This is a genomic window from Singulisphaera sp. GP187 (assembly GCF_900129635.1).
Lineage (GTDB): Bacteria > Planctomycetota > Planctomycetia > Isosphaerales > Isosphaeraceae > Singulisphaera.
Genome location: NZ_FSRB01000002.1, coordinates 1,100,491 through 1,114,405, shown reverse-complemented (window position 1 = coordinate 1,114,405; position 13,915 = coordinate 1,100,491). Strand labels below are relative to the sequence as shown.

General features: G+C 63.8%; 11 protein-coding genes. 2 read left to right on the top strand and 9 right to left on the bottom strand.

Features of this window, described 5'->3' with window-relative positions; translation table 11 throughout:
* Positions 1-41 precede the first annotated feature (41 nt).
* The 3 genes from rpe to gap all read right to left on the bottom strand — a co-directional run bounded on the left by rpe (position 42) and on the right by gap (position 3,161).
* Positions 42-764, bottom strand: coding sequence for a ribulose-phosphate 3-epimerase (rpe, locus tag BUS42_RS28870; protein ID WP_083670745.1), 723 nt, complete (start codon positions 762-764; stop codon positions 42-44).
* Positions 765-858: 94 nt separating this feature from the next.
* Positions 859-2,049: a phosphoglycerate kinase gene (locus BUS42_RS28865; protein ID WP_074312824.1), complete on the bottom strand. Its 1,191-nt coding sequence runs from the start codon at positions 2,047-2,049 to the stop codon at positions 859-861.
* A gap of 104 nt (positions 2,050-2,153) precedes the next feature.
* Positions 2,154-3,161: a type I glyceraldehyde-3-phosphate dehydrogenase gene (gene gap / locus BUS42_RS28860; protein ID WP_015246631.1), complete on the bottom strand. Its 1,008-nt coding sequence runs from the start codon at positions 3,159-3,161 to the stop codon at positions 2,154-2,156.
* 270 nt (positions 3,162-3,431) lie between these two features.
* On the opposite strand from gap, the gene BUS42_RS28855 reads away from it, so the two are divergent.
* Positions 3,432-5,210 (top strand): DUF885 domain-containing protein, encoded by a 1,779-nt coding sequence (locus BUS42_RS28855; protein WP_074312819.1) that lies wholly within the window; start codon positions 3,432-3,434, stop codon positions 5,208-5,210.
* 179 nt (positions 5,211-5,389) lie between these two features.
* Here BUS42_RS28855 and BUS42_RS28850 read toward each other — a convergent pair whose 3' ends face one another.
* The 6 genes from BUS42_RS28850 to BUS42_RS28825 form a co-directional block, all read right to left on the bottom strand.
* On the bottom strand, positions 5,390-6,484 hold the full coding sequence (locus BUS42_RS28850) for a hypothetical protein (protein ID WP_074312817.1): 1,095 nt from the start codon (positions 6,482-6,484) through the stop codon (positions 5,390-5,392).
* 229 nt (positions 6,485-6,713) lie between these two features.
* A complete protein-coding gene (locus BUS42_RS28845; RefSeq protein ID WP_074312815.1) occupies positions 6,714-7,142 on the bottom strand; it encodes an FHA domain-containing protein in 429 nt (142 codons plus the stop codon).
* Positions 7,118-7,681, bottom strand: coding sequence for an FHA domain-containing protein (locus BUS42_RS28840; protein ID WP_074312813.1), 564 nt, complete (start codon positions 7,679-7,681; stop codon positions 7,118-7,120). Before BUS42_RS28840 ends, BUS42_RS28845 begins: the two co-directional genes overlap by 25 nt.
* Before the next feature lie 247 nt (positions 7,682-7,928).
* On the bottom strand, positions 7,929-9,008 hold the full coding sequence (locus BUS42_RS28835; protein ID WP_074312803.1) for an NAD-dependent epimerase/dehydratase family protein: 1,080 nt from the start codon (positions 9,006-9,008) through the stop codon (positions 7,929-7,931).
* Between the two features lie 3 nt (positions 9,009-9,011).
* Positions 9,012-11,165 carry a hypothetical protein gene (locus BUS42_RS28830; RefSeq protein ID WP_074312801.1) on the bottom strand — a complete coding sequence of 718 codons (2,154 nt, stop codon included), beginning with the start codon at positions 11,163-11,165 and terminating at the stop codon, positions 9,012-9,014.
* A complete protein-coding gene (locus tag BUS42_RS28825) occupies positions 11,141-12,712 on the bottom strand; it encodes a UxaA family hydrolase (protein WP_074312800.1) in 1,572 nt (523 codons plus the stop codon). Before BUS42_RS28825 ends, BUS42_RS28830 begins: the two co-directional genes overlap by 25 nt.
* A gap of 178 nt (positions 12,713-12,890) precedes the next feature.
* Between BUS42_RS28825 and BUS42_RS28820 the strand changes: the two genes are divergently transcribed.
* Positions 12,891-13,691 carry a DUF4058 family protein gene (locus BUS42_RS28820; protein ID WP_074312798.1) on the top strand — a complete coding sequence of 267 codons (801 nt, stop codon included), beginning with the start codon at positions 12,891-12,893 and terminating at the stop codon, positions 13,689-13,691.
* Positions 13,692-13,915: the final 224 nt, after the last annotated feature.

Below are 13,915 nucleotides of genomic sequence, written 5' to 3'. Positions count from 1 at the left end.
TCGCACGACGGTGGCCGAGCCCTTAGGGCCGGACCCCCACCTCATTCGATCCCGCGGCGCGCGCCCTGGACCAACTCGGCCAGGGCTGCCGCGTAGTTGCCATCGTTGCGGAACACCGCCGAGCCGGCGACCAGTTGCGTGACTCCGGCCGCGACGGCCTCGGCCGCAGTCGTCGGATTGATACCGCCATCGATCGAGATCGGCAGCTCGGGACGGGCCGCCCGCAAAGTGCGGACCTTCTCGAGAACCGACGGCTCGAACGCCTGCCCGCCAAAGCCGGGCATCACGCTCATGACCAGGACGGCATCCAACTCATCCAAAAACGGCTCAATCGCCGACACGGGCGTCGGCGGGTTGAGGGCGAGCGCCGCATGGCAACCGGCCGCTCGGATCCGGCGGAGCAGGGGGGTTGGCTCCGGCACGGCCTCGATGTGGAAAATGATGACGTCGCAGCCCGCTCGAATGAAATCATCCAGGTAGCGGCCGGGGTCGCTCATCATCAAGTGCGTGTCGAACGGAAAATCCGTCCGAGGCCGCCAATCTTTGATCACGGGCGCACCGTACGTGAAGTTGGGCACGAAGTGCCCGTCCATCACGTCCAGGTGGACCGCGATCGTCCCGGCCTGCTTGAGCGCCTCGAGCTCCTCGGCCATCCGCGCGAAGTCACAATTCAGGAGCGAAGGCGTCACCAGGGGACGTTCCGCACCCATCAAAACCGCGAGCCTGGCCTCGCGAGCGGCCGGCGATTGGCGTACCTCTGCCATAAAACTGTTCGCTCCCCCAACCCGGACGAGACGTTGAATCTCGCCCGGGACGATCCGCCCCGATCCAAAAAAATGAACGAGCGGCCCTTATCGTTTAACGATCGGGAATGACTTTCAAGGAGTTGAACGATTTTCCTTCGAGGCACTCAAGAAAGGCGCCTCCACCCGTCGAGACGTGGCTCATCTTCTCGGCGTAGCCGAATTCCTCGACCGCTTCGGCCGTCTCACCGCCACCGACGACGGTCACCCCTGCCGAGTCGGCCATGGCCTCGGCCACCTTGACCGTCCCCTTGCGGTACGGCTCATCCTCGAACTTGCCCATCGGCCCGTTCCAGATCACGGTACCGGCGTTCTTGATCAGTTCGCCGTAAGCGGCCGCGGTCGCCGGGCCGATGTCGAGGCCGAGCCAGCCGTCGGGGATCTCGGTCCCCGCCACGACCTTGGTCTCGGCGTTCGGGTCGAGCGACGTGGCCACCAGGTGATCCTGGGGCAGGACCAGCTTGTCGCCGGCCAGCTCGAGCAGGTGGCGGGCCTCGTCAAGCTTGTCGGCCTCGACCCGGCTCTTGCCGGTCGGATGTCCCTGCGCCTTGAGGAAGGTGTAGGTCATCGCGCCCCCGATCAGGAGCCGCTCGACCTTGGGGAGCAGGTTCTCGATGACCAGGATCTTGTCGGAGACCTTCGCCCCGCCCATCAGCGCCACCATGGGCGGCTTGGGGTGTTTCAGCAGGGTATCGAGAATCTGCAACTCTTTCTCGACCAGGAACCCGATGGCGCGGCGATCGGCTGGGAAGCACTCGGGGACGGCGACCATCGACGCTTCGTCGCGGTGGCAGGTCCCGAACGCGTCGTTGACGTAGGCGTCGGCGAGTCCGGCCAAGGCGGCGGCGAACGTGGGGTCGCCCTTCTTCTCGCCCGGGTTGAACCGCACGTTCTCGAGAACGAGCACTCCCCCCGGAGCCAAGGCGGCCGCGGCGGCTTGCGCTTCGGGTCCGACGGTGTCATTGACCTTGGTGACCGGCCGGCCGAGCAACTCTTGCAGCCGTTCCGCCACCCGATCCAACCGGAACGCGGCGTCTTCTTCGGGCTTGCCCGAAGGGCGCCCCAGGTGGCTCACGAGGACGAGGCTCGCCCCATGCTCGAGGGCAAAGTTCAAGGTCGGCAGGGCCGCCTTGATCCGACGGTCATCGGAGACCGCGCCTTCTTTGGTCAGGGGGACGTTGAAGTCAACCCGGACGAGCACCTTCTTGCCACTCAGGTCCAGGTCACGAATGGTCTGCTTGGACAACGCAAGGATCCTTAGTTAGCTCGGGGAGGAACTTATGCTTGATGCCCAATGTCCGAACTGATCTCGGACATTGGGCATCAAGATGGGGTCACAGACGCGACCGATCAACCGAATTTGGCGACCTTGGCGATCAATTCCGTGGTCCGGCAGGAGTAGCCCCACTCATTGTCGTACCAGGCGATCGTCTTGACCAGGTTCCCCTGGATGACGTTCGTCCATTCGCCCATGAAGATACAGGAGTGCGGGTTGCCGATGATGTCGCTCGAGACCAACGGGTCGGTCGCGTACTCGATGATCCCCTTGAGCGGGCCATCGGCGGCGGCCTTCATGGCGGCGTTCACTTCTTCCTTGGTCACATCGCGCTTGAGCTGCGAGGTGAGGTCGGTGATCGAGCCATCGGGAACCGGAACGCGGAGCGAATAACCGGTGAGCTTGCCGTTGAGGTCGGGGATCACCTCACCCACGGCCTTGGCGGCGCCGGTGGTCGAGGGGATGATGTTGATCGCCGCGGCCCGGGCCCGGTAGGGGTCGGAATGGATCTGGTCGGCCACACGCTGGTCGTTGGTGTAGGCGTGGCAGGTGGTCATCAAGCCCTTCTCGATGCCGAACGACTCATGCAGCACCTTGGCCATCGGGGCCAGGCAGTTCGTCGTGCACGAGGCGTTCGAGATGATCCGGTGCTCGGCCTTGAGGATATTGTCGTTGACCCCGAGGACGATCGTGGCGTCGAGCTTGTCCTTGGGCGGAGCGCTCAGGATCACCCGGTCGGCACCGGCGTCGAGGTGCTTCTGCAGGGAGGCCCGGTTGGTGAAGAAGCCGGTCGACTCGAGGGCGACCTGGGTCTTCAACGCCTTCCAAGGAAGGTTGGCGGGATCCTTCTCCTGGGTGATCTTGATCTCTTTGCCGTTGACGATCAGCGACTGTTCACCGGCCTGTACCGTCCCTTTGAACGGCCCGTGAACGCTGTCGTACTTCAGAAGGAGGGCGAGGTGCTTGGCGTCCGAGAGGTCGTTGATCGCGACAACCTCGAAGTCGTCAGGCCGCGCTGCCAACGCCCGAAACACAAGTCGGCCAATCCGGCCAAAACCATTGATACCAACTCGAACGGCCATTCGTCCCGCTCCTGCCTTCTTACGAAAAGAAATCCAACGCTTGAATTTCAGCCCCGGCGATTCTGCCTTTGAACAGCGTCGACAATCGCTTCGTCTGACCGAGTCCGAATTATAGGCGTCCGCCGAGAACGCTGTCAACGTAGGGGGTTAAGCGGTCACGCTTGGCCCCGCGGCGCAGGCTCCGGTAAGATCGGCGCTGTCGAACCCAACCACCGCCGAGCACGCGAGGCGGCGAGTTGATCCTGAATGAACCTTGGGAGAGGAACGAGCATGATCCGATTGGCGGTAATCCTCGGCACAATGGCCGTTCTCTGGAATGCCTCGGCGGCCTTCGCCCGCGACCTCCCGACACCGTCCGGCGAAGACGGAACGCTCGCCACCTACTTCAAGGTCTACCTCGATCAAGTGTTCCAGGACGAGCCGCTAACGGCGACCCGGCAGGGGGACCATCGGTTCGACGACGCGCTCGATGACCTCTCCCCCGAAGCCCGAGCCGCACACGTCGAACGCGACCGGAAGGCCCTGGCCGAGCTGCCGCGTCAGGTGACGTTCGCCAAGCTCTCTCGCAACGCACAGATCGACTACGAGATCTTGCGGCACCACCTCACCCGCGAAATCTGGCTGGCCGAGAACTTCCAGCCGTTCGAGGACGACCCGCGCGTCTACGGCGGTTATCTCACCGAAAGCATCTACCTCCTCCTCACCCAATCGACGCTCCCCAAGCCGACGAATCTCAAGAATGCAATCGCGCGGATGGCGTTCATCCCGAGGGTCGTGGAACAGGCCAAGACGACGATAAAAATTCCGACGCGGGTAAAACTCGAGACCGCGATCCTCCAGACCAAGGGGGCAATCGGGTTCTATACTGAGGAATTGTTCACACTCACCGGTGAGCCCAAAGGAGAAGGGGAGCTCGGCGCCCGCGCCAAGCTGATCGTCACAGCCCTGGAGGACTACCTGACGTTCCTCCGCGAGACCGTGCTGCCGCAAGCGACCGATTCCTGGAGGATCGGCAAAGACTTATTCGTCCGCAAGCTCGAGCTCGAACTCGACTCGGGAATCTCGGCCGATGAGGTGCTCGCCGAAGCCCAGGCCGAGGCGATTCGGGTGGAACGTGAAATGGCCGTGATTGCCCGCCAACTCTGGGGAACCACGTTCCCGGGCCGGCCGATTCCCCCGGACGACGCCGACGGCCGACGGCTCATGACCCGGCAAGTCCTGGCCGAACTGGGCAAGGTTCACGGGGCTCCGGAGACGCTCGTCGCCGATGCGCGGGCGACCGTCGCGGCGATCAAGACGTTCATCACCAAGCACGACATCCTGCCGCTTCCCGAGCCCGACCAGTGCCGTGTGATCGAGATGCCCGAGTTCCAACGGGGCAACTCGGTCGCCTACCTGAACCCCGCGCCTCCGCTCGACGTCCGCGGCTCGAGCGAGTACGCGATCAGCCCGCCGCCGAGCGACTGGAAGCCCGACCGGGTGGCGAGTTACTTGCAAGAATACAACCGGTCGATGCTCAAGATCCTGACGATCCACGAGGCGTACCCCGGCCACTACGTCCAGCTCGAGGCGAGCAACTTGCACCCATCCCTGATCCGCAAGATCCTCTCGTCGGGTACGTTCGCCGAAGGCTGGGCGGTCTACACCGAGCAGATGATGCTCGACCAGGGGTTCGGCGAAGGGGACCTGGCGCTCCGGCTCCACCAGTTGAAGTTCTACCTCCGCGCGGTCGTCAACGCGATCCTCGACCACGAGATGCACGCCGGCGAATTGACCGACGCCCAGGCCATGGAGCTGCTCACCGGTCGCGCCTTCCAGACCGAGGGCGAAGCCGTCGGCAAGATCATCCGGTCGAAGCAGTCGTCCTGCCAGCTCTCGACCTACTTCGTCGGCCGCACCGCCTTCAATCGCCTCCGCTTGAAGGTCCAGCGCGACCTGGGAGCCAACTTCCAGCTCGGCCGCTACCACGAAGCCGTACTCGCCCACGGCACCCTACCGGTCAAGTACTTGCCGGAGTTGGTGCCTGCGTCGCTGAAAGCCGGCCGCTAAAAACGAGTTCAAGAAATTTCGCTCGCCTGAAAAAGGCGAGCGAAAGAAGTCGAAAGCAAGCTCTTTGTCTTCGTGACCTGGGCTCGTGATAAAAGCAGAAGACAGGGAGCTTACGCTCCCCGCTCGCCTTGGGGCGAGCGAAAGGAGTCGTAAGTAACGCTGTGGCTTTCGACCGATGATTACTTCTTCTCGTCTTGATTGACCTTGGGAGCAAGATAGTCGAGATGCATGCCCGAGAAGAAGTCGGTCGGCCGGTTTTTCGCCGCGGCCAGCTCTCCTTGGTCGAGCTTGGCGTCCTTCAAGAGCGTGTCGCGCTGGGCCGCCATCAAGGGGTAGAGTCCCTGGTAGACGGCGCGTTGCGATGGGGTCTTCGCCGGTCCGAACCGCAGGTTGTACGTGTGCATGAAGCCGAGCAGGTTGCCCAGGGTGGTCTTCTTGACGTCCTTGAGTTTGGCCAGCACCTGTTCGGTTTGCGGACTCTCCAGCATCCGAGCCATGCCGGCGAGGGCCTTCACGTAGTTCTCACCCTCGACCATCGTCTTAGGATCATTGGGACGATTGGCCTCGAACTTCGCACGGATCCGCGAGGCCGCGGCGCGAACTTTGGCCAGGGTGGCTGGCGAGATTTCCCCCTCTTCGTCTTCCTTCAAAGCGTCGGCGATCGCCGCCTGGTAACCGGCACGTTCCTCGGCAAAAGCGTCCCCTTGAAGGGCCAGGGGCCAGCCTTCCTGGGCGGTCAGTTGATTGAGACTGAGCGTGATCCCTTCCGACGCGTTCTGGAACGGAATGTCGTTGATCACGTCGCTCTCGAGCGGTTGCGTCGCAAGGCGGAGCGCTGAGCTGTGAATGCGCGGGTCGGTGATCTGGCCGAGGATCACATTCAGCGCGTCACCATTGGAAATGTCGCCAGCGCTCGGAGATTCGAGCAGTCGCTTGTAAATCGCATCGCCCGACTTGCTGTCGCGCTGCTCCCGACGTGCCCTGCGGATGTACTCGCGCTTGTTCGCCTCTTGCTGCCCCAACCAGACATACTGATTCCATCGCATGATGGTGTCGGCATTGATCGAGTTGGCGACCGCGGTGTCCTGGTTATAGATCCCCGCGCCGATGTTATAGAAGCCAAGGCCGCGGGCAATACTCCCCTGCGGGGTTTCGCCTCCCCACCCTCCCCAGCCATATCCGCCGTACCCACCGTAATACTGGGCATGGGCTTGTCCAGCCGAGGCCGTCGCGACGACAACCAAGGCGAAAGCCAATCGGAAACCTCGGAACATCGAGAACCTCCTTCACGGGCGCCCGGATTCGGTCACCCCTGAACGTGTCGAGTGAGTCGAACAGAGACGCGCATGCAGCCACGGATTCTTCCAGTAATCCTAGGGAACTTAGCACGCCTCACCTACGGACTACATGAAAAAATGAAGCCAATCCGGCGCGACTTATCGAATCAATAAAAATTTCGCTCGCCTGAAAGGCGAGCGATCGACAAGAACAGAGGACTCAGAATCAGAAGTCGAGGGGAATCAAGTCGCTATCGGCGTCGTTCACCGGAGTCGGCAAGGAAGGGAGACTCGAAGGTTTTGGTGATTTGGCAACTTTCACGGCAGGACGAGGTGCCGGGGCGGGGACGGGTGACTGCGGGGGCGCGATCAAACTCTCCACGCGGTAGAGAATGGGCCCGATGGCCACCTCGTCACCGGGATGGAGCTGCGCTTCTTCGATCAGTCGTCCGTTCACGCGGAGACCGTTTCGACTCCCCAGGTCGCGGATCATCACCCGGTCGTAAGCGAGCGCAACGCAGCAGTGCCGTCTCGAGATCTTGGGCAAATCGAGCCGGACGTCGCACTCGGGATGCCGGCCAATGAGCAAGATGGGACGCTGGAGGGGGATCGCCGGAAAAGTCCCCGGGGTCATGGGGACGAGTTGGGACGACATGCGTCGAGTTTCTCCGCCACGGCCGCATCATCACGCATCTGGACAATCACCTGAATTCGGCAACGGTCAGCGACTCCTGCCGGGAGCAGCCCGCGCACCGCGCGTGCCAGCGGGTTCTCTTCGGGAGTCGGCTCCGCGAACGGCCTCGGTTCCAATGGGGCTTCTTCGGACGACTCGGCCAGGGGAGAGAGCGAGCCAACAATCTCGTGGGGGACGTCGGCAAGGCTGTTCCCATCCACCAAGGTCAGGTCATGAGCCTGACCGCCGTCGAAACGATAGCGGATATGCGCGATGGAGAGTTCGTCGCCCGGACGCAGTCTCCCCAACTCCACGCGCTGACCGTTGATCCGGATGCCGTTGGTACTTCCCAGGTCCCGCACGACCACATCACCATTGTCTTGGGTCATGCAGCAATGGTGACGGGAAATCCGCAGCGAATCCAGTCGCGCATCACACTGGGGGTGACGCCCCACAACGACCATGGTCCGGTCGAGAGGGATGTCACTTCCTTCATCAAGTGCCACCAGGCGTGCGGGCATGTTCGAGTCCTGAGACCGAAGCCATTGGCAACGCTAGGATTTTATCGCCCGTGAGGCCGTTCCACAAACATCCATCATTATAGTGGAGGCGGCCGACGACGCCAGGACGAAATCGTTAGAAAACTCACGAGATTCCCGAAATACGGCGTTTCTCTTGTCAAAAGGATAGCCTATGGCCGCCCTCCATGCATCGCGGCTCGCACCCGAAATCCGCAATCGGCGCCACGGGATCAAAATCACGCCCCGCTCATCCCCTCACTGGCTCCTCGGTCGAACTCGCTGGGGAACGGTGGTGGCTTGTGGAGCCTGAGGTTTTTAACCTGTCTCCCGGCCCCGCTTCGATCTGGCCATCCTGGCGGAGCCAGGCCACGGAGTCGGCCAGCGACTCGCGGACCGGTCGTGGCTTCAGCCCCAGGGCGGCAAGACTTCGCGACGCGTCGAAGTGCATGGTGCGTTGGGTTAATTTGACGCCGGTGACGGTCGCCTTGGGAGTCCGCCCCGAGACGTAGTCGGCCCAAAACTCGCTGAGGTGGGCGACGGCCAGTCCGAGAGGGTAGGGGACCCGCCACCGCGGAACGGGAACCCCCGTCTGCTCGGACAAGATCCCGAGCAGGCCGACGAGCGTGAGGTTTTCGCCCCCGAGCAGGTAGCGGCGGCCGGGCTCGCCTCGTTCCATCGTGAGGATGAGGCCCTCGGCCACGTCGCGAACGTCGATCAAGTTCAAGGTGCAATCCATCCGCGCGGGGAGCTTCCGCCGGCAAAAGTCGCGAATCAGGCGCGTCGGGGGCGACAGGCCGCGGTCGCCCGGGCCGACCGGCATCGTCGGGTTGGCGATGACGACCGGCTGGCCCGCTCGGGCGCGGGCCATCGCCTCGTTCTCGGCCAGGAGCTTCGACCGGCAGTAGGGACCGACGGCGTCCGAGAGTTGCACTTGCACCTCATCACCGATCGGGCCGGTCGCCCGGGTACAGGTCAGGATGCTCTCGGTGCTCGTGTGCAAGACCCGTTCGGCCCCGCTCGCCAGCGCGGCATCGAGAACGTGGATGGTCCCTTGATGGTTCACCGCGCTGAACTCGGCGCGGTCGCGAACCCAGAGATTCGGGTTCGCCGCCAGGTGGTAGACCCATCGGCCGCCGCGCAAGGCTTCGGCCACGGCCGCTCGATCGCGAATGTCGGCCCGGACCAGCTCCACGGCAGCCGGCAGATGCGCGGCGTCGGCGCCGGGCCGTTCGACCACGCGGACGCGTCGGCCGAGGCCCACCAGCCGATCCACCAGGTGGCTCCCGATGAACCCCGCGCCACCGGTCACGATCGTGAGTGCGTCCATGCGTCAACTCCCTGTGTTTCGAACCCGAACCTTGAAGAGTTGCTGGCGACTGCCCATCGGTTCCGGCTCGTCCAGCACCCCCGCGGCGACCAGGCCGGCGAAGAGCTCGGGCGTGACGTAGGGCGTGAACCCATAGTTGCCCGGCGATCGATACCGCTCGATCTCAAACCAGTCGACATACACGTGGGTGATGCCACCTTTTTCAAACGTCGCGGCCACCTCGTCGGGAGTCTGGCCGCGGGTCAGGGTCTCGATCGTCTCGTTGTCAAAGACCGTGTTGTAGACGATCGGGTGCCGGAAATGGAAGACCGCCGCCTGGCCGACCAAGAGGACCCTCGCGTCGGGCGGCAGTGCGGCGTCGAGCCGGGTCAGCGGCGGGTTGAGCATCTCCGGAATCGACCGACGGAGAACCAGCAAGTTGCCGGTCCACTCGTTGAAGCCGGTCAAGGCCGTCGACGAGTAAGCCATGTTCGTGACGATCGCAACGAAAAGAAGCAGGCCGAGGAGGACCGACCAGACCCGGCTCCGGATCCAATCCGCGCCTAGTCCGGCCAGGACGGCCAGTGGAGCGAGCAGGGGGAGCCAGAACCGATCGAGCCGGTGAGTGAGCAGCCACCAGGTTGCGAACAGGTAGAGGACATAGCCCCAGAGTGCCAGAGCCGATCGTCGGGAACCCCGGCGCAGCAGTGTCAGGGGGGCCAACGCGACGTAAAGCGGGGACTGCCAGTCCGACCGACCGGCCACGTCGACGATCGAATCCCAGAGCGCCTGGAGTTGGACGTCTTTGGGCCCGTGCGCGTGGTTCCACTTCGCCTCGCGGGCCTGATCCCAGTACCGGCCGCCGAACACGCGGTTGGCCAGGGGGTAGACCGGGTTGCCCGTATCGACAAGGTTCTTGGCCAACCACGGCGTCATTACGATCGCCCAGCCGAGCACGAAGCCGGCGACGATCGGCCAGGACCGGCGTCGAAGTGCCTCCACCAGGGCGACGGCCCCGAACGGCAAGACCGCGGAGATCAGGCCCGGGTATTTGCAGGCCATCGCTCCCCCCGCGAGTCCTCCCAGCACGACCCAGAACCGGGCCCGGACGCTCGGGTCGGCGACGGACCAAACCCGGGCGGTCGACCAGACGAGCGCGGCGTGGTAGTAGCAGAGCGGACCTTCCACATAGGGCAAGACCCCGAGCCGGTAGATCCAGGGGGTTGTCAGATAAACGACCGCGGCCATGACCGCAGCGCGTGGCGACGCCAGCCGCCCGGCCGTCAGGGCGATCAGCACCGCCGCGGCCGGTGCATAGGCCGCGATCAGCAACTGCCCGGCCAATGCGCCTCGCCACCAGTCGCCCAACACCTCCATGCCCAGCAGGTGGAGCATCTCCACACTGAACGGCATGCTCGTATAAACGTTATGGGCCAGGAAGCGAATTTGACCCGCCTGAAAATATTCCTTGGGACCTTGGAGGTGATACTCGATCGCGTCGAAATCGATCGTCGGCAACATCGCCCCCAGCGCCATCATCACCAAGAACGGACCGATCGCGAACAGGCTGAGCCCAATCAGCGCGGGCAGTCCGGATGACGGCGCGGGCGCCAGGCGCGACGTGCCCGATGGAGCGTTGCGTCCTGGATTCGCTCGCGAATCGCGGAGGCTCAAGCTCAGCTCCACCGCGATCAAGGCGCCGAGCCCGAGCCGGATCGGCCAGGGGGCGAGCGCTCCGAACCGACCGAGGATGAGCGTGATCAGACCAAGTCCGGTCGTCCCCAAGCCGTAAGCGAGCGGAAGCCGCTCGATCGGGCGGAGTAGGCGATGGAGTCGAAGCGCCCGGAGCACCCCCTGGCCCAGGGCCAGAGCTCCCCCGGCGATGAGCGCGGCGGCCAGCGCGATCGGAACGCGTTGGGGCAGGTTCTCGAAATGGCCGAGCTCGTCGAGCGCCATGCCGAGATACGATTGATCGAAGCGAACGCCCGGCACCACTTGCGGCAGCGCGCGCGCCAGGAACATCCAACGGCGCACCGTCCCACCGACGTTCCCCGCGTTCGGCAAGGGCTCGACCAGGAACCAGCCGAGCCAGGCCAATTCGAGAACCGCCAGGGCAAAAACCGCCGCGACGAGGCCGGAGCCACGCATGAATTTCAGAGGGTCGGCCCGATGTGCCAAGGGGCGAACTCCTCCTCGCCGACGCCTTGCTGTTCGCTTTTCGTCTTCGCCCCGCTCGCGGAGTCGAGGATCATCTCGAAGAGCCGCCGACCCACGCTCTCGACCGACTCCCCTTCGAGAATCGTCCCGGCGTTGAGGTCCATGTCGTCGCTCATCCGGTCGAAAATCGGCGTGTTCGTCGCCACCTTGATGCACGGGGTCGGCTTCAAGCCGAGCACGCTCCCCCGCCCGGTCGTGAAGACCAGGACGTTGGCGCCACCGGCAACCAGGCCGGTCGTGCAGGGCGGGTCGTAGCCGGGCGTATCCATGAACACGAGCCCGGGGGTGTCGACACGCTCGGCATACTCGACGACGTCGACCAAGGGGGTCGAGCCGGCCTTGGCCAGCGCCCCCAGCGACTTCTCGTAAATCGTCGTCAGGCCCCCCGCCTTATTGCCGGGCGACGGGTTGTTGTTGATCTCCGCGCCGAAGAGGCGGGTGTAATCCTCCCACCACTTGATCCGCGCGACCAGCTTCTCGCCCACCGCGCGACTCACGGCGCGGCGGGTGAGCAAATGCTCTGCGCCATAGATCTCGGGGGTTTCGCCGAGGATCGCGGTCCCCCCTTGAGCGACGATCAGGTCGGCGGCGACCCCCAGCGCGGGGTTGGCCGTAACCCCGGAGTTGCCATCCGAGCCGCCACACTCCATCGCCAGGCTGATCTTGGAGGCGGGCTGCTCGGTGCGTGCCCACTCGTTCGCCTCGGGGAGCAACTGGTGGACCGCCGCGACGGCCGCCTCGACCGTCTTGTTGATCCCCCCTTGCTCCTGGATATTCAGCACCCGAGGACGCACCGGCTCGACTTGGCGACCGCTCTTCCTGACCCCACCCAGAGTGACGAGATCCTGGGTCTCGACCAGGTGTTGTGCATAGCTCACCTCGCACCCGAGGCCGACGATCACATAAGCGGCCACGTTGGGGTGGTTGGCAAACCCGGCGAGCACGCGTTCGAGCGTGTTGTGGTCGGGTCCACCGAACGGGATGGCGCATCCCCCTTTGTGGGTCACTGCAAACACGCCGTCGACGTTGGGATAATCCTTCCGCCAGTCGTCGCCCCGAAACCGCTCGGCGATGTAGCGTGAGGTGCTCGCCGAACAATTGACCGTGCTGATCACGGCGAGATAGTTCCGCGTGCCCACCCGTCCGTCGGGTCGGAGGAACCCTTGAAACGTCCTCGGCACCATCGTGGGGAGCGGAGGCGCCTGTTCCGACGCGTAGGCGTAGTCGCGGTCGAAGAGTTCGGCGGTGACGTTGTGAACGTGGATCCAGGCCCCGGCGGCGATCGGCTTCGAGGCGAACCCGATGATCTGCCCGTACTTCCGGACCGGCTGCCCGGTCTCGATCGGTAAGAGCGCCACCTTATGCCCCAGCGCGATCGGTTCGCGGACCTCGACCGCGCGGCCGCCGACCGCAATGACGAATCCCTTGGGGATCGGCCGGGCGGCCACCGCCACGTTGTCCTCGCCCCGGAGGATGACCGCCCGCTGCTCTTCGGCTGCCGTCGCCATTGTGGGTGGACCCTAGATTCTTCGATGGTTGGTGCGCGAGCGTCGCTTCCGGTCAGTCTAGTGGCTTGCGCCGGCTTTGGGAAGCCAGTATGCCCCGGGGCGTCGTGACCAGGTAGCCTCTATTGAGAGGACAACTTCTCACCCGTCGGCCTCCTCGCTTGCTCGGGAGCCTCTCGCAATGCCATCGCTATTTCCGGGCTTGGATCCTTATCTCGAGGAGTCGAGGCTTTGGCTCGACGTGCATCACGGCCTGATCTCCGAAATCCAGGCCACGTTGAATCGGCAGCTCCGGCCGAAATATCACGTTCGCGTCGAAGAACGTGTCTATATTTCCGATGAGAACGATCCTGGCCGCGCTGGGCTCATTCCCGAGCTTCGAATCGCAGGTCGACCCGGCCAGGAGGGATCGGCAAGTGCCCCCACGCGCGGTCTCGCCCTCAATGTGGCGGAACCGATTGTCGTCACCACCTTGATTGAGGAAGAGATTCACGAGGCGAGGTTGGAAATCATCGATCGCGCGCAACATCTTGTCGTGACGGTGATCGAAATCCTCAGTCCGACGAACAAGGTCGCCGGCTCTCGAGGGCGGACGAGCTTCGAGCAGAAGCGGCGCGAGGTCATGAACTCACCCAGCCATTGGGTTGAGATCGATCTCCTCCGTGGGGGTATCCCCCTCTTCATTCGCGAAATCATACCGGCATGCGACTATTTCATTCATATTTCAGAGACCACGCGACGTCCCCGCGGGCTCCTGTGGCAGATCGACCTCTCGCAGCGATTGCCCTCGGTTCCGATCCCACTTCGGCCGGAAGATCCCGAGGTCAGGCTCGATCTCCAAGCGGTGCTGGAACACGTTTACGATCGCGCGGCGTACGACATGGCCATCGATTACAAGACCGACCCGGTCCCTCCGCTCAACAAAGAGCGGGCCGCTTGGGCCGATCAGTTGCTTAAGGAAAAGGGATTGCGACCCACCTGAATCAAGAGGTCGGCCACCCTAACTCTGACCCACGCGGAGGAGCGAGAACATGAGGACGCGCAGCGTCGTGGCCAGAGCGCAGCGTCGTGGCCAGGCACCTAAAGAAGGTAAAGCGGGGAACCTTGAACATCTATCGAATCCTATTATGTGGGTTCCATCGTGGCCAGGTAACTAAGGGTCCCGGACCTGATGCCCTTTCGTGCACGACAGTTCCTGGAGAGCGG